The organism is Lentimicrobiaceae bacterium, assembly GCA_023227965.1.
Taxonomy (GTDB): Bacteria; Bacteroidota; Bacteroidia; order Bacteroidales; family JALOCA01; genus JALOCA01.
The window spans coordinates 1-26021 of sequence record JALOCA010000005.1 but is presented as its reverse complement, the minus strand read 5'-3'; the positions used below and the strand labels follow the sequence as shown (position 1 = coordinate 26021).

Genomic DNA, 26021 nt, shown 5'->3' with positions numbered 1-26021 from the left:
TATCGGGATAATGTTAGATTAATCCTTTTTTATGTTTTTCGCTGATGACTTTAAGCATGTCAACGGTCATTTTTTCGAGATTCCATTTTGGTTCCCAACCCCATTCTTCGCGGGCACAGGTGTCGTCCATCTTGTTGGGCCACGATTCGGCAATGGATTGTTTGATGGGTTCCACATCGTATTTCATCACGAAATCGGGGATGTGTTTTTTGATTTCTGCATAAATAATTTCAGGATCAAAACTCATAGCCGTTACGTTGAACGAGTTGCGGTGTTTCAATTTAGTCGGGTCGGCTTCCAGAATGGCGATGGCAGCATTCAAAGCATCGGGCATATACATCATGTCGAGGAAAGTACCGGCTTTCAGAGGGCAGGTGTATTTTTTATTTTTGATGGCTTCATAATAAATTTCAACGGCATAGTCTGTCGTTCCGCCGCCGGGTAATGTTACATTGGAGATGATACCGGGGAAACGTACCGAACGGGCATCCACACCAAAACGTTTGTGATAATAATCGCTGAGCAATTCACCGGTAACTTTGGTTACACCATACATGGTACCAGGACGTTGAATGGTATCCTGAGGGGTATTGTCGAGAGGAGTGCTGCCGCCAAAAGCTCCGATGGAACTTGGAGTAAACAGTGCGCATTTGTATTCGCGGGCTACTTCAAGGCAATTCATCAGGCCGCCTATGCCTACCTGCCATGCTGCCTGAGGTTTGCTTTCGCCAACAGCCGATAAAATAGCTGCCAGATTATAAATGGTATCAATTTTATGTTTTTTAACTACTTCTGCCATACGTACAGGATCGGTTGCATCCACCTGCTCGGCTGGACCTGAGGTAAGCAAGTCGCCTGTAAGCGGTGTTTTGCGGTATCCGGCGATTACATTATTACTTCCGTAACGTTTGCGTAGTTCCATGGTCAGTTCCGAACCTATCTGTCCGGCTGCTCCTATAATTAAAATATTCTTCATTAATTTTATTTTTAAGTTATTATTTAGTGTTAAAGTATTCACGAATCAGGGGCAAATGTAAACATTTTTAAAAAAGCCTTCACATTTTTAATAATTCCTTTTACAAATGTTCTAAATGAAAAAATTTGGAACCGGAAGCGTGCGAGCTTTCAATGTAAATCATTATAAAGCAATTATCTTTATTATATTGCTATTGCGGTTATCCTTCTGAATTTGCCGGAAGCAATAACTTCAGTACCGTTTACGTTTCCATTTCCGGTATTTAATAGTGTAAGCTGAACACTTAGCATCCTTTTTTGTTGTTTATACAATTAATTCCTAATTTTGAAACTGTTTTAAAATTTATAATTATGGCAACTATTAAAGTAGCAATAAACGGATTCGGACGCATTGGACGTAACGTTTTTAAAATTGCGTTGGAAAGAAAAGATTTAGAGATTGTTGGGATCAATGACCTTACCAATACCAAAACCCTTGCCCATTTACTGAAGTACGATTCGACGCAGGGCAAATTCAATGGTAATGTATCGTTTGACGATACTGCACTTATCGTAAACGGGAAAAGAATTCCTGTAACAGCAGAACGCTCGCCAATTTCAATACCTTGGGCTGTTACACCCGATGTAGTAGTTGAATCAACTGGTATATTCCGGTCAAAAGAAGGTACCAAGGGCGGATATGGTGACCATTTGAAAAATGGTGCTAAAAAAGTTATACTTACTGTACCTGCTAAAGACCAGATTGACCGTATGATAGTATTGGGTGTAAACGATAATGATCTGGCTGACAGCGATCAGTGTGTCTCAAATGCTTCGTGTACAACCAACTGCCTGGCTCCGATAGCCAAAGTAATCAACGACAAATTCGGAATAGAAAATGGTTTTATGACGACTATTCATTCCTATACCAACGACCAGATGATACTGGATGCCCCGCATAGTGATCTTCGTCGTGCCCGTTCGGCTGCTGTTTCACAGATTCCTACCACCACAGGTGCTGCCAAAGCCGTTGGCAAAGTTATTCCCGAACTGAAAGGAAAATTGGATGGGCTTGCCATTCGCGTTCCAACCCCTACCGGCTCATTGGTTGACCTGGTAGCTAACCTGAAAACGGAAGCCACTAAAGAAGAAATTAATGCAGCTATTAAAGAAGCTGCCGAAGGACCTATGAAAGGAATTATTGAATATACCGAAGATGAAATAGTATCTGTTGATATTATCCATAACCCGCATTCTTCTGTATTCGATGCACAAAGTACTATGGTGATTGGCAAAACTGCTAAAATTCTTGCCTGGTACGACAACGAATGGGGCTATTCTTCCCGCGTTGTTGATCTTATTGAGAAACTCTTTTAGGAGTCGTTATAAACTTTTTTTACTATTTGCAAAAACTGCTGGTTGAAGAACCAGCAGTTTTTTTTATTTCTAATGTAAAATTTTAAAAATAAGCTCTTTCAGTAAGTCTCCCTCTGACAAGGATACATTATCAACGCCTTTGGCTTTCAGGTCATATTCCCGCAAAAGAGAAAATATTTTTATTATTTTTTCGTGGGAAAAATTACGGGAAGCCGCAATATAATCATTAATAAAAAAAGGACTGACACCTAATTCGGCAGTGGCATTTTTTTCGGATTTATTGGCTAGCTGGTGGTAAATTATCAGTTTTTGAAAAAAATTGAATAATACGGCGATAGTTTGGAATATGGAGTGTTCCTTGGAATTATCTCCAAAATAATTTATAATTTGGTTGGCTTTGCCAATATTTTTTTGTCCCAGGGCTTTCTGCAGCTCCAATACGTTAAAATCCTTACTAATACCGGTATTTTGTTCTATCAATTCTGGGGTAATAGCAGAGCCGGAAGGCAAATTAATTATGAGCTTAGTAAGTTCGTTAACAATACGATGCAGATCATTGCCAATGCTTTCGGCAAGAAGACGTACTGCTTCCGGAGTTATGGAATAGTTACGTTCTTTCAAATAATTTGTAATCCAGTTAGGAATATGGCTATCGTACAGCTTGACCGAATCGAACAAAACTCCTTTTTTTTCGATAAGCTTAATCAAACTTTTGCGTTTATCCGCCTTTTTATATTTATAGCAAAAAACCAGAATGCTTGATTGCAGGGGGTTTTCAACATAGGATTCAAGAAGCGATTTTGTTTTTTCTTTTTTATCCTGTGTTTCACCTGAGCCATCTTCTTTAGAAGAGGGAAACAGGTTGCGGATTTCTTGTGCTTCTTTTACAATAACCAGTGAATAATTTGCCATCATCGGGAAGCGTTTTGCCTGGCTAACTATGGTTGCAATATCGGTATCCCTTCCGTAAAGTATTGTTTGGTTAAATTCTCTTTCTATGTTGTTAAGTACTGTAGTTTCTATTTTATCACAAATAAAATCAATAAAATACGATTCTTCGCCGGCTAAGAAGTAAACAGGGTAGTAAATTCTTTTGTTAAGATCAGAAATTATTTGGTCAAAAGTCATCAGAAGATGTTTCGTTTTTGCTGTAATCGAAGTATAGATGTTTTACGGTGAGTCCGTTATTGATAAGTTGGTTTAACGAATCAATTCCGATTTGCAGATGGGTTTTAATAAATTTTTCTGATACTTTTTTATCACTTTCCTCGGTTTTTATGCCTTCGTGTATCATGGGCTGATCAGAAACCAACAGCAAAGCACCTGTAGGGATACTGTTGGAAAAGCCTACGATAAAAAGGGTAGCTGTTTCAAGGTCAATTGCCATAGCCCTTGTTTTCCGGAGATAACTTTTAAAGTCTTCGTCGTATTCCCATACACGGCGGTTTGTGGTATAAACGGTTCCCGTCCAGTAGTCGGAGCTATGGTCACGGATGGTAGTGGAAATGGCTTTTTGTAAATTAAATGCAGGCAATGCAGGAACTTCGGGCGGGAAATAGTCGTTGGAGGTACCTTCTCCTCTGATAGCCGCAATAGGAAGAATCAGATCGCCTACATTATTTTTCCTTTTTAAACCTCCGCATTTTCCAAGAAAAAGGGCCGCCTTTGGCGGTATGGCGCTCAGTAAGTCCATTACTGTAGCTGCATTGGCACTTCCCATTCCAAAATTGATGATTGTGATTCTTCCGGATGTTGCACAGGGCATAGGTCGTCCAAAACCTTTAACAGGAACATTGTTCCAATCGGCAAAAAGCTCAACATACCGTTGAAAATTAGTGAGAATAATATAATCCCCAAATTCGTGAAGGGAAGTACCTGTATATCGGGGTAGCCAGTTTTCCACTATATCCTGTTTTGTCTTCATCCGTAAATAATTTAAGTTATAGGTCGGATAAAACTCGCATATGGAAATTTTCATCTGCGTTTGTCCCTGTTAATCGGGATGTTTGTTTCATCTGATTACAATTTGCTGCGCACAAAGTTACAAGTTTTGATTATATTATGTACTTTTACCTGTTTAATTTGCTGCATGATTCCTTTAAATCTTCCGGAATACACGTTTACAACGCGAACAGTTTCAGGTAAAACGGAAATTTTCGATGATATTCGAAAAAGGTTTGTTGCCTTAACTCCCGAAGAATGGGTGCGTCAACATTTTATTAAGTACCTTGTTATAGAAAAACAATACCCTAAATCGCTGATTGCAGTAGAGATGAATCTTAAAGTAATCCGAAGAGCCAAACGAAGCGATATAGTTGTCTTTGGCAGAAATGGGATACCGATGATGGTGGTGGAGTGCAAGGCTCCTCATATTAAAATATCACAAAAGGCATTTGACCAGGTGGCTCGGTATAATATGACTTTTAATGTTCGTTTTCTGGTTGTTACAAACGGGTTGGAACATTATTGCTGCAAAATAGATTTTGCAGCATCGCAATATTCTTTTCTTGATTTTATTCCCGATTTTCAGCAAATACAACAGCTATGAAAACATCGTTAACACTTGTAGTTTTTTCCATATTTTCTTTCACTAATTTTGCATTTGCACAAACGGACTCTACTGGCAGATTTCAGGCAGATGTGGGCTGTGATGTGATGAGCCGGTATGTTTGGCGTGGCATGGATTACGGGCATTCACCCGCACTTCAGCCCTGGATTACTCTCTCAAACGGACCTTTCACCCTGGGAGGGTGGAGTTCTTACACGGTAAATGATTCCAGAATACAGGAAGTAGACCTTTATTTGGATTTTAATATAGGCGAAATGTTTACTTTTTCGGTCTGGGATTATTTTTCACCCTGCGATACGGTGATAAATAACAAGTACTTTTATTATGATCAAACCCAAACCGGACATACATTTGAAAGCATCTTAAAATACAACGGAACCGAAAATTTTCCCATATATCTGTTAGCAGGCTATAATTTTTACGGTGCGGATTCCGATAAATCCCTTTACTTTGAAACAGGATATTCCTTTACTCTTTCGGATAATGAAATCAGTGTTTTTGCGGGATGTTCACCCTATTCGGGCATTTACGGTGAAGATTTTTCAGTAAATAATATGGGAATAAATATTACAAAAAATTTAAAAATAACTGAATTATTTTCAGTTCCGTTAAATGCATCAGTTATTATAAATCCGGAGAATGAAAATATTTTTCTCGTTGCCGGATTTAGTTTTTAAGTGTAGAAATTATTTTTATTTTTGTTTAAGATGAAAAAAATCATAAAACAAATACTATAATGAAAACCAGAAGCAAGATAATGCTTGTGCTGTTAAGTACGACAGTGTTGTTTATATGTATATTATTAGTTGCACAAAATTTTAATAAGAGACAATACCGCTACCTAATAGATGGTTATCGCTATCAGCAGGAAATAAGCTCAAATGCCATTCTCAACCTTCAGAGCCAAAAAATCCAGCAAACAGCATATGACTATACGTATTGGGATGATATGGTTAATTTTGTTAAAAAACCTGTGAAAATCTGGGGCGATGATAATGTTAAAACCATTCTCAGTTCGTTTAAAGTGAATGTGGCTTTAGTATATAACCTTGACTTAAAACCGGTTTATGAAGCATATGATGATAGTAATTCGGATGAAAATAGCTTTGAAATTAAAAAAGCTATTTTTGATTCCTTGTATAAAAAGCACTTTATTAATTATTTTATTTCTTCCCCTTCCGGTTTAATCGAAATTTCAGGGGCAACAGTTCATGCTACCAATGATGTAGATCGGAAAACGCCACCACAGGGTTATTTTTTTCTGGCAAAATTTTGGGATAAAGAGAAAATTAACGAACTTGAAACGGTTACGGGATGCAAGGTGAGTTATCATGAAGCAAGTAATAATTTTAAAATAAATATTCCCCCCAATGTTATCCAAACAGAAATTGTTTTAAAAAATTGGCAAGGTGTTCCAACCTACCACGTGCAATTTTCGAAAAAATATTCACTGCTTAAAGTTGTTAATAACTTGAATTACTTCCAAATCATTTTTATAGCTGTCATGGCTGTGATTATTCTCAGCATATTTTACCTTACTTCAATTCGTTGGATTTCTTATCCTCTGCAATTGGTTTCCGAAAGTCTTACCAGCAATAATAAAATATCCCTTTTCAGGTTACAGCGCTTAAAAAGTGAGTTCAGACAGATAGGGTATCTTATTGAAAATGTCAATAATCAAAAAAAATTATTGGAGGAAGAAATTAACGAAAGAAAACTGGCAGTTGAAAAATTAGGTTCACGTGAGTTGCAACTTTCTGCTTCGCTTGAAGCTGCCGACCAGGGAATCTGGGACTGGAATCTGGAAACAGGAAGCATATTTTTTGATGACACATGGAAAAACTTGCATTCGTTTAACGATAATTTTTTAAAAACCAGTTTTGAAACATGGGAACAATATATCAATCCGGATGACATAGTAATTTTTAAACAAAAGCTAAATGACCATCTTACAGATACAAAACATTTATTAGATGTGGAATACAGAACCCATAGCGGTGAAAAACAACAAAAATGGATCAATTGTAAGGGAAGGGTAATTACTTTTTCCGAAAACGGTAAACCGGTTCGCATGATAGGTACAGTTCAGGACGTGAGTAAGCGTAAGGCTTTCGAAAACGAATTGGAAGAAGCAAAGAAAAAGGCAGAAGAATCAGATATTTTAAAATCAGCATTTTTGGCAAATATGAGCCATGAAATCCGGACGCCCATGAACGGAATACTGGGTTTTACACAAATTTTAAAAGAACCGGATATTACCAAAAAAGAACAGATGGAATATCTTGCCATCATCGAAAACAGTGGAAACCTGCTGCTTAACCTTATCAACGATATTGTTGACATATCCAAAATTGAAGCCGGATTAATAAATGTTATCCCCTCACAGCAATCTCTCGACGACTTACTGGATCATATTTATAATTTTTTTAAAGAAAATACCAGAATTAAGGAAAGGCAAATTCAATTTACCTTAGAAAAACCCGAAAACAATCCGATGCAATTTATTAGGACTGACAAAACAAGATTTACTCAGATTTTTACCAATTTGATTGGCAATGCAATTAAATTTACCAATGCAGGAAGTATTACCTTTGGATATACCTATAACAACGGTACCTTGATTTTTTTCGTGAAAGACACCGGAGAAGGTATAGCTACCGATAAACAGCAAATTATATTCGAACGATTCATGCAGGCAGAAAGCAAAGGTTCGCGACTTCATGAAGGAACCGGGCTGGGTTTGGCAATTTCCAAAGCTTTTGTAGAATTGCTGGGAGGTAAAATTTGGGTTGAATCTCAAGAAGGTAAAGGCTCTACTTTTTATTTCTCACATCCTTATACTGAACGGATAGAAGAAAATGAACCTGTGCCTATTAACATCCGTCCTGCGTTCCAATTCGACTGGAGCATGAAAACCATTCTGGTTGTAGAAGATGTTGAGAGTAACTACATGTTAATTAAAATTATACTTAGAAACACCCACGCTACGCTTCTTTGGGCAAAAAACGGCAAAGAAGCCGTGGACGCCGTTAAATTGAATCCTGCTATTGATATTGTAATCATGGATTTACGTATGCCTGTGATGAATGGTTACGAAGCCACCCGGATAATAAAACAAATGCGAAAAGACTTACCCGTAATTGCGCAAACAGCTTATTCGCTCGATACCGATAAAAATAAATCGAAAGAAGCAGGCTGCGATGATTATATTACCAAACCGATTAATAGCAATGAAATGTTGATGAAAATACAGAATTTTTTTACGAAATAATTGTAATTAACCAATGTTTACAACCGGATTCCGTTTTTTCGACCCCGCATATGCCGAAAATAAAAGTGCTTTGCAAACATTATATTTGCAACTTTCGTTAAACCATGTGGCATATACAGTTTTTGATGAGCAGCATAACCGGTTTGTTGCTTTAGAAACTTACGACACCCATCTTAAAAATACCGAGGATTTTCTTCCGGCTTTGTCGGAATGGATTGCACAAATACCCGGATTTCATGAATTGGCATCCGCAACCTCTGTCCTTTTGCTTGACTTTTCAAAAACTACGATTGTCCCCGAGCAATTGTACAATGCACAGGAAAAAGAATTGTACTACCGGTTCAACAACAGCGGTGGCAGAAAAGACGAATTTTTTTCCGATAAGCTCAAAACTGCAAATGCTCATGTAATTTATACTTTGCCCGCCCAATTCAGGCAAAGCCTTCAATCGCTTTTTCCTGCTTCTGTTATTTACCATCATGCAAGTATTTTTATCGAAAGCATACTTCTATTGTTTAAAAACAGTAGCGAAAATCCGCAGATTTTTATCAACGTAAGAACTGGCTTGTTTGATATTGTTATTTTGAAAGAAAGGAAGTTACATTTTTTTAATACATTCAGTTATACAACCAAAGAAGATTTTTTGTACTACCTGATTTTTGTCATGGAGCAGTTGCTGCTGAACCCTGAATCGGCTGAAATATGCCTGATGGGTTCAATTGAAAAAGATTCTTCAATTTTTGAAATGATGTACCGCTACGTTCGCAATATCCGTTTTTACCAGCAAAAGGGAAATCCGGAAAATTCTGTTTTCAATACTTTTCCCGACCATTTCTTCTTCACCCTTCATAATGTAAGACAGTGCGTATAATTAACGGAAAATACCGCGGAAGGCATATTTTTGCCCCGGCTACATTGCCGGTTCGTCCTACTACCGATATGGCAAAAGAGAGTTTGTTCAATATCTTGAATAATATGTATGATTTTGAAGGTTTAACCGTGCTTGACCTGTTTGCGGGTATCGGTAGTATTTCATATGAATTTGCCTCACGGGGAGCTAAACAAGTTGTTTCAATAGAAATGCATCCACGTTGTGCCGATTTTATAAGGAAAACCGCAGAACAGCTTCATTTTGAAAATATCCGTGTTGTAAGGAACAATGTTTTCAGCTTCCTAAAAATTGCATCCATACAGTTCGATATTATTTTTGCCGATCCTCCATACGACTTGAAATGTATAGAAAACCTTCCCGATCTTGCTTTTGAAAACAAACTGCTTGTTCCGGATGGTTTGCTGATTGTGGAACATTCACGGGAGTATGATTTTTCAGGGCATCCTCATTTTAGCCAGCATCGTAATTACGGCAAAGTAAATTTTAGTTTTTTTGAAGCCATAAAACTTTCGCCTTCCAGCACCTGAGCCTGAATTGATAATTTTTTGTTTTTCGTGATAAAAAAGCCTTCTTTACTATTTTTGCTTCATTAAGTAATTGAACAATTTTTAGTTTTTTATTATTTAAGTGCTCCATCCAATAGCTTTTCCAACTCTTCGCCTGGGTCCGGTGCAGGATATCGGACAAAATTGCCTTCGGGATCTATCAATGCAAATACCGGGAAGGAGTTCACGGCATAAGCATCGGTAAGGCTGAAATTATTTCCGGAAAAGAGGAAAATTCCGGAATAAGCTTTTCTGGCAAGTAATTTCTTTAAAATTTCGGGAGTATTGTCCATGGAAATATTTATAAATGCTACTTTGCCGGCATAATTTTGTTGTATTTTTTGCAAAGTATCGAGGGCGTTAAGGCAGCCCTTGCACCATGAAGTAAAAAACCCGAGATAAATATATTTTCCGCGGAAATCGCTAAGGGATACTTCCTTTCCATTCGTATCCGTCAGCGTAAAATCCGGGGCGGGACTTCCCTTCTCAAAACGAGTAAGCATCCGGAGAAGATTTGCGGCAATGACTCTGTGTTGTGGAAATTTGCTTTCGGAAGCCAGTTGTTTCAAAAACCCGGAAAGTGTTTTTTTATTAAAATCCCCTGAATTGTAAAGTTCTCCTGCATTTTGCAAAAAAACTAATTCACGTAACGACTCATTGCGTAGCAGACTGTCTTTTCCCAAGCTGTCGGTGAGTGCGTGCAGACTTTGCAGTTGGTTAATGGCTCGGGTAAGGTCGTCGTAACGAATTTTCCCGGAAACAGCGGTAAGATATTGCTGAAAATACTGATTAAAAAAATCCATATAGCCAGAATTATCGTACAGCATATTTTTTTCGGGAGCATATTTTTTAAAAAGGTTAGCATGCGAAGCCCTTTGAAACTGCAATTCCAGTGTTGCCGATTTCCAGATAAGGTAATTTTGAAAATAAGCATCACTAACGCCGGCAAATTGTTTTTGAACTTCTTCTACAAAAGGAAGTACCATGGAGCGATGGCGGTAAGGATTTACCGGATCGAGATTGGAATAAACAAACCGGTTAAAGCGGCGGTCAGCAGAATCAATCAGTGCATTCAGCGTAGTTTTACCGGAAGAAGATTTCAATGAATAATCAATAAAGAAGGGGATTAGGTAAGGGTTGATGGTAGGGTTTTCAGTAAGATTTTTCAGTGGTAACAGGGTGAGTGCGTAGTCTTCTCCTGGTTCTAAATACATTTCTGCCTTTGAAAAACCTATGGAAATCCAGGCAAAGACAGGCTGTGAAAGCGAAAATTTCAACTCGAAATGTCCTGCGGAATCAGAAAAAGTTTGTGTTATTACACTGTCGCGGTATGAAATCTGGTCGCACCATGTTTTCAACCGGATTTGTTGCTGCCGGGCATAAGAAGCATTTCCTTCAATAGTACATTGTTGTGCAAAAAGAATTCCGGAAAGAGAAAGAAGGATGGAAACGAAGAATGGTTTTAGTATCATATTTCGACAGGGGAATTAATTTCCTCTAAGATGTTTTCTTCTGTAATAATTGCGTGGGAAGGTTTGCAGTTCTGCAACGAGTCGTAAACAAGTTCGGCAATGTCGGCAACCTGTACCTGCGAAAACCTGGAAAATGTTTTTTTGCAAAGCGGGCAGGCAGTGGCAATCAAATCGGGCTGGGATGCATAAAGTTGTTTCAAAGCACCGATGGTAACTTTGTCTTTTTGTTCTTTGGATGTTCCGATGGAGGCAATGCTGCCGCCGCAACAGAGTCCGTTTTCTTTTTCCTGTTCAATAGGAACCAATTGGGCAAAAGATGCCAGCAACTGGCGGGGCTCTTCGTAAATGCCACATCCTCTGCCCAGTTCGCAGGGTTCGTGATAAGTAATTTTTTTATTCCCAGGTTTTATTAGTAGTTTGCCTTCTTTTACAAGCCTGAGCAGGTACTGCGAATGGTGTAGCACTTCTGTTTTCAGCTTGTATTCTTCTTTGAAAATTTTGTAGCAGATAGGGCAGGAGGTAACTAATGTTTTGGCTCCGGATGAATGAATCAGTTGGCGGTTATGCTCCATTAGTCTGGTAGCGGCATTGTCCTTGCCGGCAAGCATCAGCGGACGTCCACAACACACACTTCCGTCTTTGTCTAAAAACTGATAGTTGACCCCGGAAACATCCAAAAGATTTACCATGGCTTTTTTGATAGCCGGGGTAAGGTGAGTCATACAACCAGCAAAATATAGAATATCGGTTTGGGTTCCCGAAACCGGGGTAAGGTAATTGAAGGCAAAAGATTGCTTGTTGGTTTCCTGCCATCGTTTTACAATACGTATTGCATTCACTTCAATGCCCACGGGACACACCTGCTGGCATCGTCCGCATATTGCACAATCGAACAGTCCTCCCCGGCTGATTTTCTTTTCGCGAACCGAACGCAAGAAATATACCGGCATAATTTCGGTTACACCGGCTTCGGCATTCAATTGGCAGACATCAATGCATACGCCGCACCTTGGGCATGAATTTACATTGATTTCTTCCATTGTAGAATTTTCCTTATTTACCGAGATTCCGTAATGTCGCAGAAAAATCAGTAAAACTTCGGTAGGGATGTGCATGTAACGCGAAAAGGGAAGGGTTACAAAGAAAACCCCCAGTGCAATGGAATACATCCACCAGAAAGGATAAGCCATTACTTCCACAGGAAGGAAACTGGCAAAGACATTTCCTATGCTATTGGTAAGGAAACTACCTGTTTGCCAGTATCCGGCAGTAAAACTTTCTGCAAGCAACCGGAGTGGAAAAATAAACCAAAGTGCTTTAATGGCAATCCGGTCGTAAAAAGTATGTTTTGTCGTTTTTTTCAGTCCGAACCACTTGGAACGGCTGCGTTTAATCAGTGCAAGAACCAGTCCGGAGAGCACTAATAGTAACAAAAGGTCCATCGTAAAACGGAAAAATCCGGGAATGGTGAAAATTTCGAAAGGCAACACACGGACATCGTGCACAAAAAACTTCAAAAAGATAGGGTAGTAGGGAGGGTTGACGTGTACACCACTATATACCCTTGATTCAATATTTCCAATCAGAATCAATAAAAACCATCCAAATGCAAAGCTCATGTGCATAAATCCAAGCAGCTTGTTACGGCGAAACATGCGGCGGTGAAGCAGGCTTTCCATGAATACTTCTTTTATTGCCTGCAGAGTATGGGTTGTAAACAGCTTGTTCCTGATTTTTACAGAGTCTTCACCGGAAAGGTCTTTCAGCCAGCCGATAAAATGCGAGGTAAGCCATATCAGAAGGATAAGTAAACCAAGGGTGAAGGGTAAAACAAAGAGGTCAAAGGTCATAGCTGGAAGTTTTCAATGGCTTTGTGAATACAGAAAATCAGATTGCGAGTGTTGACTCCTGCCGGACATACGAGCAGGCATTTTCCGCAAAACATACATTTTTCAATCTCATTTTTTAGGGAAGCTGTTTCGCCCCTTCGTATCAGTGTGTGTAATTTGCGGAAATTGAATTGGGTGAATGTTCCCGTACTGCAAGTTGCGGTGCAACATCCGCAAAACATGCAGGACCGAAATGAAGGTTCCTCTTTCAACAAATATTCATGGATACGTTTATCGTTTGCATCGTAATCAATTTGCTGGTCGCTGTTGATTTTATATCCAAAGTCTATTTTCATATTCGATGACAAAAAGGAATTATTTTTTAAGGTACTCCATAATTTTCAATGCTGCCGAACGGGCATCTGCCAGGGTTTCGGGGATAGTTTTGGCTCCGGTGCAGGTCCCTGCAACAAAAACTCCTTTTACCTGTGTTACATTAGGCGAAAGGTGTTCGTCAACAGGAAGGATAAATCCATCGTTCCCAAGTGCAATGCCCAATAGATCTTTCATTTTACCAATGTTGTCCGGAGGAACGAATCCTGCCAGCAGCACCAGCAAATCCACCGACATTTTGAGGGGTTTCCCGGCTAAAGTGTCTTCCATTTTCAGTAATAGGGAACCATCGGGATTTTCGCAGGCTTCCGACAACCTTCCCCTGATAAAATTTACCCCCCATTTTTCCTGGGCTTCTTTGTACAATTCTTCGTAATGTCTGCCAAACATCCTTAAATCCATGTAAAAGCAGAACACTTCGGTTTGCGGCAGTTTCCTCCGAATTTCAATAGCCTGTTTTACCCCGGTAATGCAGCAAACTTTAGAACAATAGATGTTCCCGGCTTTTTCGTCGCGCGAGCCCACACAGTGTACCCAACCTATTCTTTTGGGCAGTTTTCCATTGGCGATGGTGAAGGTATCCTTCCCGAAAAACTCTTTTTCAAAGTCTTTTGCGGTAATCACATTATCGTAAATCCCGTAGCCATATTCTTCTTTTTTTCTTGCATCAAAAACATTGAAACCAGTTGCACACAGAATGGCATGGGCAGAAAGGTAAGATCCGTTTGATAATGCGAGTGTAAACCCTTTGGGGTTGGTATTAATCTTTTCCACTTTGGTTTCCAGCAGCAGGTGAACTCCTTTTTTCTCAATATCCCGGTAATTGTTTTTTATTTCCGAAGAGGGACGGAAATCGGGGAAAAGACAGTACCAGTCGTTAATATGTCCTCCCGTTCTGGGTTTTTTTTCGATAAGGGTAACAGAATAGCCTGCGTTGATGAGTTGGGTAGCTGCCTCCAGCCCGGCAATTCCGGCTCCGATGATGGCTATTGATTTTTTGGATTCCATTATACAAAGTTAGGTTGTAGATAGGTTGAGAAGGGAGGATATGTTCGGTGTCATGTTTTCAAAATATACGGTTTATCGGGCATGCCAATATTTTGTCCTTGTTTTCCGAGATATTTTTTGCTTGTATCGTAAGGGATTCCTATTTTATCAAGTACAGGTTCACAGGATACCTGATGGACCTGCAATCCTAAGTCCCAGGGGTCGTAACCCAAAACCAGTCCGGCAACTTCTTCGTAGGTAAAAACGGGTATTCCCTGCCCGTTTTCTCCGTAAGTTTTTCCTTCCATTTCGGCAATGGCATATTGCCACCGGTCGAGAAACATCGGGCATCCCGGGCAATTGGTGATAATCATATCGGGTTTGTAAGGGTGCATGGATTCAAATTTTTTATGCGAGCAGGCAACGGAATATCCGCGGTTTGCCTTAACCAGGTACTGACGAAATCCAAAGCCACAACAGTGCCGTCTTTCGGGATAATCAATCACTTCGCCGCCCCAGTCTTCTACCATTCCTGTCAAAACATAGGGATATTCGGCACCACCGATTCCTTTAGACGGGAACATTTTGGCATAATGGCATCCAATGTGTTCCACAACTTTAAGGGGTTTGCCTGTGTTAACATTGACTAAGCGAAATTTTCCTTTTTCAGAAATTTCTTTACGGAACTTGTAAATCACATCGCTGGCATGCGCCAGGTTTTTAGGTATTTTAAACTCCCGGTGGGTAGCTTTATAAAGATATTCGCGTACTTTTTCTTCTTCTTCCGGAAAGTGTTCCCAGGTTTCCAGTATTTCGGTGTAAATCCCGAAAGAAGTGATGCAGGAAGGAACCAGGTTTTCGTAACCCGATTCTGTCATCAGGGCAAACTGGCGGGCTACCACTGTCATCGTAGTATCGAATGGAACTATATCTCCATGATAACCAATGCCAGTACAGGTAGTATGACATGGGTTTTCAAAAACATCTTTCCCTAACTCTTCGCGCAGGATGCGAAGAAAAGCGGTTTCTGAGCCGGGGAAAAAGTTTTGTCGTACACAACTTCTTACATAAAAGTAATGATTTTCGGCTATTTCTTTTTGATAATCTTGCCAGATGTGTTGCTTTCCTTCTATTTTCATTCCTTTGTATGCGAATGGTTGTTAACGGTATAAATATGTTTAACGTATTCGTTGTCTATTCCTTCGTCAAACTGCAGCCCGAGTTCTTTTGCTTTTTCTTTTGAAAAATTTTCAATCTTTTCATATCGTACGGTTCCGCCTGTAACATCGAAAATACTTTTCAGTTCATCCAGCGTTTCCTGGGGAATTTTACGGAGAATACCCGGTCCATCACCTTTATAATTTCCACCAAGCCGTTCGAAAATTTCCGGCAAATGTTTGCTTTCCCATTCCCAAACGGGACCCTGTTCCGGATGCATTTCCGGCAGAATGTTTTCGGCATAAAGGCAATAGCCATATTTTAAAATCCATTCTCCTACTGTACGTTTCAGGGCTAATTGTTGTCTCCCTTTTTCCGATTCCACAAAATATCCTTCTTCCTGCGAAAGTGAGCGAAGCGCCATAATAATTAACCCGGGAGCATTACCCCGTGGACAACGGGTTTTGCACGACATACATTCGCCGCAATACCAAATGGTTTCGCTTTTCAGTAGGGCTTCAATTTTGGATTCATCCCGGCTTTGTACGGTATCGGCTATGATTCTCGGATCGTAATTGTAAAATTCGGCTGCCGCACAAATTGCAGTACAGGTTCCGCAATTGATGCAGGAATTTATTCCTTCCCTGAATCGTACATCTTTTGCTAATTTATCGTATAAAACGCCCATACGCAATTATTTAATATCAATACCTTCGGGTACAAACGGAGTTATATCGCCACCATGCCTGTGGATATCACGAACGATAGAGGAGTTCAATGCGGTAAATTGGGGCTCGGTAAGCAAAAAAACCGTCTCTACGGAAGGCATCATGGTTTTGTTTATCTGACCTATACTGCGCTCGAATTCAAAATCGGCGGAAGTGCGCAAGCCACGTAGAATGTATGCTGCTTTGTTTTTGTGGCAAAAATCTATCGTTAGTCCCTTGTAGGAAACCACAGAAACCTGCGGGAAGTCCTTAAAAATCTGTTGAATCCATAATATTCTGGATGACAGTGAAAAATAATTATTTTTCCCCGAATTTTGTCCAATGGCAACAATGATTGCATCGAATAGGGGAATTGCTCTTTTAATGATGGATTCGTGCCCTTTGGTGATAGGATCGAACGAACCCGGAAACACGGCAATTTTTTTCATATCTCCGCATACTTTCAGCAAAAGTAGAAAAAAGTTTGTATTTACCAGTTTTATTAAAAATTGAAAAGAAAAAAATTGCTTCCCCTACAATTTTAAAATATACAATTGCTAACACCCTTCTGTAGCTTTTCAACCTTTCGTTCAAAGAAAGGTAAGTGTGCTAAAATCAGTAGATATAATCAATGAAAAACAAAAACAGTTAGTTAATTATATCAAATTGGGTATAGGGACGTAGAATTTCCGGGACAAGGATTCCTTTTTCAGTCTGGTTATTTTCGAGCAATGCGGCAACGATACGTGGCAAAGCCAACGCACTGCCATTTAAGGTATGGGCTAACCGGGTTTTCCCGTTTTCATCTTTAAATCTAAGTTTCATACGGTTTGCTTGGAAAGTTTCAAAATTGGAAACGGAACTCACTTCGAGCCATTTTTGTTGAGCGGCAGAAAACACTTCAAAATCGAAAGTTAATGCGGAAGTGAAACTCATGTCTCCACCGCAAAGTTTTACGATACGGAAAGGCAATTTTAACTTTTGTAGCAGGGATGCGACATGATTCCGCATTTCTTCGAGTACCTGATAAGAAGTATCAGGATGTGCAATCTGAACAATTTCCACTTTATCAAACTGATGAAGGCGATTAAGTCCACGAACATCTTTGCCGTAAGAGCCTGCCTCTCTTCGGAAGCATGCAGAGTAAGCAACATGCTTTACAGGGAAATCGGATACCTTTAATATAACATCACGATAGATATTGGTAACGGGAACTTCGGCGGTAGGAATCATGTATAAATTATCAAGACCAATGTAGTACATTTGTCCTTCTTTATCCGGAAGTTGTCCGGTTCCGTAGCCGGAAGCTTCATTTATCATCAATGGTGGCTGAATTTCACGGTAACCGGCTGTAATAGCTTCATCAAGAAAAAAATTGACTAAAGCCCTTTGCAAACGTGCGCCTTTGCCTTTGTAAACCGGAAAACCGGCTCCGGTGAGCTTTACACCAAGTTCAAAATCAATAATATCATATTTTGAAGTCAAATCCCAATGGGGCATGGCATTAGGGGGCAATTCCGGGAGTGAGCCTTCGGAATAAACAATTTCGTTATCAGCGGCAGTTTTCCCGGCAGGAACAGAAATATGCGGCAGGTTGGGTAATTGAACTAATGTTTCATTTAATTGTGCAATGCATTCTGTAAGAGATGCCTCCAGTTGTTTGCTATTTTCTTTAATCTGTACGGTTTTTTCTTTTAGTTGGTTAGCTTCTGTTGTTTTACCACTTTTAAATAAAATGCCGATTTCTTTTGCCAAAGCATTGGCTTGTGCAAGTGCATCGTCAAGCTTTTTTTGATTTTCCCTTCTTTGGGTATCCAAATCAATAATTTTTTCGATAGTTTGCCGGGCATTTATGTTTTTAATAGCCAAACGTTCGATTACTTCTTCTTTTTTTTCTTTGATTGTGTTCAGTTCTAACATGATAATAAACTTAAGGTGCTGCAAAAATACCAATAAAAAAAACTCCCGACCTACACGAGGACGGGAGAAAACTAAATATTATGAAAAAAATTACAAAAATTGCTCCTGTAGATTTAACCAAGGTTAGGCTCTACCGAAACAAATGACTTATCATTTTTACCCTTTTTAAAACGGATAACTCCGTCGGTAAGAGCAAATAATGTATGATCTTTTCCTATTCCGACATTTTCGCCGGGATTGTGTACTGTGCCACGTTGACGTACTATAATATTACCGGATTTTGCTATCTGACCGCCAAAAATTTTAACACCTAAGCGCTTGCTATGTGATTCGCGTCCATTGCTTGAACTACCGGCACCTTTCTTGTGAGCCATTGTTACTTATTTTTTATGATTAAGCATTAATTTCTTCTATCTGGATCTTTGTCAGGTACTGACGGTGTCCGTTTGATTTTTGATAGCTTTTGCGACGCCGTTTTTTGAAAACTATTACTTTGTCGCCTTTAGCATGAGCAATAACTTTTGCCGTAACACTTGCTCCTTCTACCATGGGTTTTCCCACTTTAATATTTCCTTCGCCTCCGACAAGCATAACTTTATCAAAAACAATACTGTTGCCTTCTTCGGCACTGAGACGGTGTACAAAAATCTCCCGATTTTTTTCTACTTTAAACTGCTGCCCGGCTATATCTACTATTGCGTACATTAGTATATTAAAATTAATTTTTTTCCTTTTTTGGGTGTGCAAAGGTACTTGCATTTTTTATTTTTCCAAATTTTTTTTCAATTCTTCAAAAAAAATCATTTTGAATAGGGTCGGGCTGGTTATGATAGGGTTTATAATTTTTATATATTTGTTGTCAAATGTTTTCAGACATTCTAGCTGACAAAAGTACTACATAAAAACGTTGAATAACCCTTTTATATTGTATCGTAATGAAAAAATATGGTTTCTATTCAGGCGGCGAATTTATAATTTCGGATTCCCTGCTACCTGTTGTTAACCCTTATACAGGAAATATAATTGCCAATGTTAGTCTGGCACAACCTATTTATCTGGAGCAAGCTATTCAGAATGGACTTTTGGCTCAGGAGGCGATGGCTGCATTACCGTCGTATCGGAAATATGCCGTATTAATGGAAATTGCTAACAGACTACAGGCAGAAGAACAGTATTTTGCCGAAACAATCTGTAAAGAATCGGCTAAACCCATCCGGCTTGCAAAAGCGGAAGTACAACGTTCAGTACAAACACTTAAAGTGGCAGCCGAGGAATCGAAACGACTTCCCAGAGAGTATATCAGCCTGGACTGGACACCTGCCGGAGAAGGCAAAGAGGCTATTATTAAATACTTTCCTATTGGTTTAATTGCCGGAATCTCACCCTTTAACTTTCCTTTAAACCTTGCCATTCATAAAATAGCACCGGCTATTGCCAGCGGAAATCCTATTATTGTTAAGCCTTCTTCGCTTACCCCTATTACTCTGCTCGAATTTGCCCGGATTTTAAAGGAAACCGACTTGCCTGAAAATGCCGTACAAATAATGCCTATGGACAGAGTAACAGGAGACCGTCTTGTAAGAGATGAGAGAATTAAAATGCTAAGTTTTACTGGCTCATCTGACGTTGGATGGGAAATGAAAAAAAATGCCGGGAAGAAAAAAATTCTTTTGGAGCTTGGAGGCAATGCAGGAGCAATTGTTGCGAAAGGATGTAATATCGAAACAGCAGTTGCAAAATGTGTTTCAGGAGGTTTTTCATATTCGGGGCAGGTATGCATTCACACACAGCGAATTTATGTACAGCAGGATATATTTAATGACTTTACTCAACGATTTATCGAAAAAGTGTCCCGTCTGCGTGAAGGCGACCCAATGAATGAAAATACCGAAATTTCAGTGGTAATAAATTCTGAGAATGCCATCAGGATAGAACAATGGGTAAATGAAGCCCTTGACTTAGGAGCTACGATTTTATGCGGAGGTAAACGCCACGGCAATTTTTACGAACCCACCGTAATAACAAATACACAGCCGCAAATGAAGGTTTACAATTGTGAAGTTTTTGGACCTGTACTTATTCTTGAATCATATCGTACCATGGAAGAGGCTGTTTTGCAAATTAACAGAGGTTGTTATGGACTTCAGGCAGGAATATTTTCCGACAGCCTGGCAGATATTAAATACGCTTTTGCAAAAATTGAGGCTGGAGGGGTTGTAGTAAATGATACACCTACTTTCAGAGTAGATCATATGCCTTATGGGGGTGTGAAAGATTCGGGTATTGGAAGAGAGGGGATTAGTTATGCAATCCGGGAAATGATGGAGCTAAAATTATTAATTTTATAATTATTACATTTTTTTAATAAAATTTTTTTTTTATAAAAAAAAATTCGATATTTGGAGGTTTTTTAAAAAATTTAACAATGAGATTGTAAATTTTGTATTTATATATTCGTAAATAACTTAATATCAATAACTAAAAATATAGGAGGGATAATGATGAAAATTTACTAAGCAATAAAACATTACTTTTTACAAGTTTAAAATCTTTTTAAACTTATTGATCTTATTTATTTGAAAAAATAACTATTTATTTACAAAAACCAATTTCACTATGGAAAAACTGTTACTGATTGTATTACTGGTGATGGGGTACTGTTCTATCGGTCGGATAACTTACACAAAGTTGTTTAATGTGGGTATATCTCTGCCGATTGGGGAAACATCGCAAGCGATATACGGCTTTTGCAATTGAGATTGGCAAATCAGCATGATATAATACCTTAATAAATTAATTATGAACTAATATTTACAATTATGAACACAACCAACTTTACGCGGGAAAAGCTATTGGCTTTTTTCTTAACAGCGATGTTCAGCTTCGTTGTTGGATTTTCTGCGATGGCGCAGTTGACCGAAGGGTTTGAGAGTGCGACCGCCCCACCTACGGGATGGTCAATGTCTTATGCCATCGCTTCTCCGCCATCCGGAAACCTGATGATTCATTCCACCGCGATGTACCATTCGGGGGCACGATCATTCAGATTTTCATCTTATTCTTCAGGTTCTCCCTATGATCAGTATCTTGTTACTCCAATGCTACTTACTACCGCTGGTAGTCAAACCGTTTCTTTTTGGTATGCAGGCGAATATACTTACCAAGAAATTTTTACGGTAGGCTGGTCAAGCACAGGCAATAATGTAAATACTGATTTTACGTGGAGTGCACCTATTTATTGTACTTCGACAAGTTGGTCACAATTTGTTAAAACCGACTTGCCTGTAGGAACTAAGTATATTGCCATACACTACTATTCTAACTACATGTACTACCTGCATGTTGATGATTTTATAGGACCTAATATAGCTCCTGTACCTCCATTATGTGCAACCACCCCTTCACCAGCAATTGGTGCAACCAACATTGCCCGTAATTTTACTTTATCATGGGCTGATGGTGGTGGAGCTACCAATTACGATGTTTACATGGGAACAACGACTAATCCTCCTTTCGTACAGAATGTAACTTCTGCTTCTTACGCTCCTCCGGTAATGGCTGCCAACACACATTATTACTGGAAAGTTATTGCTAAAAATAATTATGGACAGGCTACAGGCTGCGCCGAATGGAATTTTACCACCGGAGCTACTATGGTATATTGTGCATCGAATGCAACTTCAACAGTTGACGACGACATAGGTAATGTAACCTTTAGTAATATTAATAATGGTGTGGGTACACCAGCAACGAGCAATCCTGCTTCAAATCATACTTATACCGATTTTACTTCTTTACCTCCTGCCGAAGTAATAAAAGGCTTTGCGTATCCTATTTCTATTACGCAGATTAACTCGGGTAGTTTCTACACCTGTTATGCAGCAGTATTTATTGACTGGAACCAGGATGGTACTTTTGATGCAACTACTGAAAAAGTATTTGGCACAACTACATCTGCCTATCCGGGAAACACTGTAACCGGAAGTATTGGTATTCCGCAAACAGCCGTTAACGGTTTAGCCAGGATGCGTATTGTACTGAGAGAAGGTGGGAGTGCAACTACTACTTTACCCTGCGGAACTTATAGCTGGGGCGAAACAGAAGATTATATGGTTAATATAACCCAACTGTTCCCTGGTACTATTACCGGTCTTATTACCGATGGTGTAACCGGCGATCCTATTGTGGGTGCGAGAGTTTCCGTTGCTGATTCCACAACAATGAGCGATGGGACAGGTCATTACAGCATTTCTTACCTTGAAGGAAACCGCGAACTCGTGGTTAATAAAATTGGTTATGAAGTTGCAACTGTTCCCATAACTATTATTCCCCACATGACTATTACCCAAAACGTTCAGGTTTCTGAGAGTGCCAATCCACCGGGTGGGACATTGGTAGCTACACTTGTTGATCCTAACGTGGAACTGGCATGGGGCTTACCTAATTCTCAGTATGAAATTATTTACGATGATGGTTCGGCAGAAAACATCACTGCATGGACCAACGCCACAAATATGAATGCTTTGAAATTCACTCCTGCCGCCTATCCATGTGCAGTAACCGGAGGTTCAGTATATATTGGTGACGGCACATGGCCTCCCAGCGGTAACATACTGAAACCCTTCCGTATGGCAGTTTACGACGACGACGGAGCCAATGGATACCCTGGGACTGAATTAAGTATAATTGACGTAGAGCCAACTAATTACGGATGGGTAACATTCAGTGGATTAGCAGCAACCATTACCAGTGGTAATTTTTACCTTGTAATGATTCAGGGCGGCAATTATCCTGATTGTGCACCTTTAGGTGTTGACGAATCGCATCCTGCATTCCGCAGTTTTGCAAAATTTGTAACCGGCGGTGCCCCATGGACACCTGCAGGCTATCAGGATTTCATGATGCGTGCCATCGTATCCGGACAAGGTGGACCTAGCTTTATCCCCGCTACAGATGAATTTTTACAGGCAACAAAACCCTTCGCTTCACAACAGTCGCTTTACCCTGCCAAGTCACTTGGTGGAAAAGTAAGAGAAGGATTGTATGTTCCCGTAGAAGGTACAGGTCAGGCTACAGATAACCTATTAGGTTACACAGCTTACCGTATGCATCAGGGTGATGAAGGTACTCCTGCCAACTGGGTAACCTTAGGAACTACAACCAGTCTGGGCTATACCGATAACGGATGGACAGCATTACCTGACGGAGCTTATCGTTGGGCAGTGAAAGCCAATTATCCCAGTGGACGTCAGTCAGTTCCTGTTTTTTCCAATCTCATTGGTAAAAACTGGACGGCCGTAGTAACCCTTAACGTATCTCTTTCCGGAGGCACAAGCCCGGAAGGTGCTATTGTAAGTTTGGTAAATACTGATGGCGAACCGCAACATGCTTATTATGGAACGATTCCCGCAAGCGGACAACTTGTATTTCCCGAAGTTTGGAAAGGAACTTATACCCTCGACCTTACATTTGAAGGATATAATCCTTACAACGAAACTTTCGATATAATGGGAGATATTACCAAAAATATTACCCTGATGGAAATCACTCTGCCTCCTGTAAACCTGTGGGTTGACCCGCTAACACTTATTGCTACATGGAACAGTCCTGGATCTACAGTAGTAGGAAACGGAATTTTTGAACATTTCGACGATGCAGGTATTCCTCCTGAATTTATTGTTTCTGACAATCGTCTTGGCTGCCCTGGAAACAGTTATATGGTAATGACCGGCACAGGGGCATCAACCAACGCATCTGCTTATTATAATGTTGGTTCTGAACCGTGGGCAGATGGTACTTTCGAATTTAAGGTACGTAAAAATTCCGGAGATGCCGATTATGCAATGGGATGTTTTATCCGTGCCAATGATTTTCTTGGAACAAGTACTTGCAGTGGATATCGTATTAATATAACCGCAGGTGGTTCTTATTGTGTAATACGTTATGATAACGGATCATCTACTTTTCTGCAGTCATGGACTACATCAAGCAATATAATTACAGGGTTTGGAATTGATAATACCGTTACCATTGTTTGTAATGGTCCAAACTTTGAATTGTACATTAATGGTGCTCTTGAATATACCTTCTCCGATAACTATCATTCCAGCGGAATATTCAATATTTCTGCCTACGATTCTTCTGGCGATGTAGTAGCTTTCGATTATTATAGCTGGACACCTGCCGATGTCGATGCTACTGTAGCAGGAATGTTGTATCCTTCAGCACCTAACCAAGGGACCCTCGTAGGAGGAACTCCTGATAGATGTGAAAATCCAATTTCAGGTAATTTTATTAAAGGAAAAACATTACAAGCTACTGATAACCTTCGTGGCGTTATAGGATACAATGTATATCTTGATGATCAACTTTCAGGATTTACTGCTGATACAACCTTTACTTATGATGCTGAATCAGTTACTTTCGGACAAACCTATCTTGCAGGTGTAAAAGCCATTTATGCAAGTGGAATTTCTACAGCCGACACATGCGAATTTACTTCAATTTTCCTTTATCCTCCACGTAACCTCACAGCAGTTGACCGTGTTGAAAACGTAGAACTTAACTGGGAACCTCCACAAGTTGGTTTTTATCCCGAATTAGTATCGGTAAGACCTAATACTGAAACACCTAATCCAGCATTTGAATATGCACCTACACTTACTAAATTTAAAAATGTGGGATTGCAGTCGGATGTTATTTGGGATATCCTTCTCACCTTCACTGGAAACAATGCAGCTCAGCCAGGTGTTGAAACTGATGGTACTTATATTTATACCTCGACATGGCAAAGTGGCTATGGTACGTGGTTCCATAAATATGACATGAACGGTACATGGGTTGAAGATTTCGATGTACCAGGAGCAACTGCTATCCGTGATTTGGCTTACGACGGTGCTTATTTCTATGGCGGAGCAATTGGCAGTACACTTTATCAAATGGACTTTACCAATAAAGTGCTTGTAAGTTCCATTTCTACTGGAGTTTCATCTATACGTCATATTGCATTCGACCCCACTGCCGATGGCGGTAATGGTGGTTTCTGGCTTGGTGGCTGGTCAGACATGAACCTGATAAAACGCAATGGTACTCTTATTTCAACAGCCGGTGGTTTATCATTCGCAGGAATGTATGGCTCGGCTTATGATGGAGTATCAGTAGGTGGTCCTTACCTATGGATATTTGATCAGGGTGACGGTTATGGTGCTCCTCAGTATGTTTACCAATATAATATTGCAACCCAGTCGCTTACAGGTGTTACACATGCTGTTGGTGATCTTCCTGGATACGACCCCGCAAATGACCTTGCCGGTGGTGCTTGTACAGGTAATGTAGCAGGTAAATTTGCACTTATTGTTAACATTCAACATGATCCTCAGCTCATAGGAGCTTACGAACTTGCCGAAGGTGGTCCTGGTCCAGGTACTATTCCTCCAAATTTGATTGCATACAATATTTATCGCAATGATAATTTTGTTGAACAAGTTCCCAAAGAACAACTTCAGTATTTTGATCTGAATTTACTGCCTGGCAACTATTCTTATGGTGTAACCGCAGTTTACGAAGCTCCAACCGAAGGCGAATCAATGAAAGAAGGTCCTGCCGATGTAATTATACGCTACGGATACCCCTTGCCCTTTGCAGAAGACTGGAGTACCGGATTGTTTATTTCACAGAGCTGGAACGTTGAAGGAAGCAACTGGCGCATCCAAGGTGCCCAGGGAAATCCTGCTCCTTCTGCCGAATTCAACTGGACACCCGTTCAGCATGATTATTCTTATGCTCTCGAAAGCCCGATGCTTATTGACGATGCAGGAGAAGCTGTTTATCATAAAATCTGGTTCAACTTCGACATTTTCCTTGATATGCAAAATGCTACCGAAGAAGAATTGCTTACAGTTGAAGTATGGAATATTGATGGATGGCACCAGGTAGCAGAATTTAAAA

General features: G+C 39.8%; 21 protein-coding genes. 8 read left to right on the top strand and 13 right to left on the bottom strand.

Annotated features, from left to right (window positions below):
- Window positions 1-13 precede the first annotated feature (13 nt).
- Window positions 14-976: an NAD-dependent epimerase/dehydratase family protein gene (locus M0R21_02790; protein MCK9616740.1), complete on the bottom strand. Its 963-nt coding sequence runs from the start codon at window positions 974-976 to the stop codon at window positions 14-16.
- A gap of 350 nt (window positions 977-1326) precedes the next feature.
- On the opposite strand from M0R21_02790, the gene gap reads away from it, so the two are divergent.
- Window positions 1327-2331 (top strand): type I glyceraldehyde-3-phosphate dehydrogenase, encoded by a 1005-nt coding sequence (gap, locus tag M0R21_02785; protein ID MCK9616739.1) that lies wholly within the window; start codon window positions 1327-1329, stop codon window positions 2329-2331.
- 69 nt (window positions 2332-2400) lie between these two features.
- Here the strand turns inward: gap and holA are convergent, their stop codons facing one another.
- Entirely contained in the window at window positions 2401-3459 is a 1059-nt protein-coding gene (gene holA, locus M0R21_02780; protein ID MCK9616738.1) for a DNA polymerase III subunit delta, read from the bottom strand.
- Window positions 3449-4255, bottom strand: coding sequence for an AMP nucleosidase (locus tag M0R21_02775; protein ID MCK9616737.1), 807 nt, complete (start codon window positions 4253-4255; stop codon window positions 3449-3451). The genes holA and M0R21_02775 overlap by 11 nt, the downstream gene beginning before the upstream one ends.
- A gap of 165 nt (window positions 4256-4420) precedes the next feature.
- Between M0R21_02775 and M0R21_02770 the strand changes: the two genes are divergently transcribed.
- The 5 genes from M0R21_02770 to rsmD are packed head-to-tail and all read left to right on the top strand — an operon-like array spanning window position 4421 to window position 9590.
- Window positions 4421-4879, top strand: coding sequence for a type I restriction enzyme HsdR N-terminal domain-containing protein (locus tag M0R21_02770; protein ID MCK9616736.1), 459 nt, complete (start codon window positions 4421-4423; stop codon window positions 4877-4879).
- The gene (locus M0R21_02765) at window positions 4876-5577 is read left to right on the top strand and encodes a hypothetical protein (GenBank protein ID MCK9616735.1); all 702 of its coding nucleotides are present in this window, start codon (window positions 4876-4878) and stop codon (window positions 5575-5577) included. The genes M0R21_02770 and M0R21_02765 overlap by 4 nt, the downstream gene beginning before the upstream one ends.
- A 59-nt stretch (window positions 5578-5636) precedes the next feature.
- A complete protein-coding gene (locus tag M0R21_02760) occupies window positions 5637-8171 on the top strand; it encodes an ATP-binding protein (protein ID MCK9616734.1) in 2535 nt (844 codons plus the stop codon).
- 13 nt (window positions 8172-8184) lie between these two features.
- Window positions 8185-9042 carry a DUF3822 family protein gene (locus M0R21_02755; protein MCK9616733.1) on the top strand — a complete coding sequence of 286 codons (858 nt, stop codon included), beginning with the start codon at window positions 8185-8187 and terminating at the stop codon, window positions 9040-9042.
- Window positions 9033-9590: a 16S rRNA (guanine(966)-N(2))-methyltransferase RsmD gene (gene rsmD / locus M0R21_02750; GenBank protein MCK9616732.1), complete on the top strand. Its 558-nt coding sequence runs from the start codon at window positions 9033-9035 to the stop codon at window positions 9588-9590. Before M0R21_02755 ends, rsmD begins: the two co-directional genes overlap by 10 nt.
- A 92-nt stretch (window positions 9591-9682) precedes the next feature.
- Here the strand turns inward: rsmD and M0R21_02745 are convergent, their stop codons facing one another.
- The 10 genes from M0R21_02745 to rplU form a co-directional block, all read right to left on the bottom strand.
- Entirely contained in the window at window positions 9683-11080 is a 1398-nt protein-coding gene (locus tag M0R21_02745; protein ID MCK9616731.1) for a TlpA family protein disulfide reductase, read from the bottom strand.
- Window positions 11077-12930: a (Fe-S)-binding protein gene (locus M0R21_02740; protein MCK9616730.1), complete on the bottom strand. Its 1854-nt coding sequence runs from the start codon at window positions 12928-12930 to the stop codon at window positions 11077-11079. Before M0R21_02740 ends, M0R21_02745 begins: the two co-directional genes overlap by 4 nt.
- Window positions 12927-13265 (bottom strand): 4Fe-4S dicluster domain-containing protein, encoded by a 339-nt coding sequence (locus tag M0R21_02735; GenBank protein ID MCK9616729.1) that lies wholly within the window; start codon window positions 13263-13265, stop codon window positions 12927-12929. The genes M0R21_02740 and M0R21_02735 overlap by 4 nt, the downstream gene beginning before the upstream one ends.
- A gap of 19 nt (window positions 13266-13284) precedes the next feature.
- A complete protein-coding gene (locus M0R21_02730) occupies window positions 13285-14310 on the bottom strand; it encodes an FAD-dependent oxidoreductase (GenBank protein ID MCK9616728.1) in 1026 nt (341 codons plus the stop codon).
- A 50-nt stretch (window positions 14311-14360) separates the two neighbouring features.
- Window positions 14361-15428: a heterodisulfide reductase-related iron-sulfur binding cluster gene (locus M0R21_02725; GenBank protein ID MCK9616727.1), complete on the bottom strand. Its 1068-nt coding sequence runs from the start codon at window positions 15426-15428 to the stop codon at window positions 14361-14363.
- On the bottom strand, window positions 15425-16135 hold the full coding sequence (locus M0R21_02720; GenBank protein ID MCK9616726.1) for a 4Fe-4S dicluster domain-containing protein: 711 nt from the start codon (window positions 16133-16135) through the stop codon (window positions 15425-15427). Before M0R21_02720 ends, M0R21_02725 begins: the two co-directional genes overlap by 4 nt.
- A gap of 6 nt (window positions 16136-16141) precedes the next feature.
- Entirely contained in the window at window positions 16142-16603 is a 462-nt protein-coding gene (coaD, locus tag M0R21_02715) for a pantetheine-phosphate adenylyltransferase (protein MCK9616725.1), read from the bottom strand.
- A 199-nt stretch (window positions 16604-16802) separates the two neighbouring features.
- Window positions 16803-18074, bottom strand: a complete 1272-nt coding sequence (serS, locus tag M0R21_02710) for a serine--tRNA ligase (protein MCK9616724.1) — start codon at window positions 18072-18074, stop codon at window positions 16803-16805.
- Between the two features lie 113 nt (window positions 18075-18187).
- On the bottom strand, window positions 18188-18448 hold the full coding sequence (gene rpmA / locus M0R21_02705) for a 50S ribosomal protein L27 (protein ID MCK9616723.1): 261 nt from the start codon (window positions 18446-18448) through the stop codon (window positions 18188-18190).
- 19 nt (window positions 18449-18467) lie between these two features.
- Entirely contained in the window at window positions 18468-18779 is a 312-nt protein-coding gene (gene rplU, locus M0R21_02700; GenBank protein ID MCK9616722.1) for a 50S ribosomal protein L21, read from the bottom strand.
- 230 nt (window positions 18780-19009) lie between these two features.
- Here rplU and M0R21_02695 point away from each other — a divergent pair, with 230 nt between their 5' ends.
- The gene (locus M0R21_02695; GenBank protein MCK9616721.1) at window positions 19010-20422 is read left to right on the top strand and encodes an aldehyde dehydrogenase family protein; all 1413 of its coding nucleotides are present in this window, start codon (window positions 19010-19012) and stop codon (window positions 20420-20422) included.
- A 471-nt stretch (window positions 20423-20893) separates the two neighbouring features.
- Window positions 20894-26021, top strand: a 5128-nt coding sequence (locus M0R21_02690; protein ID MCK9616720.1) for a GEVED domain-containing protein, incomplete at its 3' end; no start/stop codon positions are given.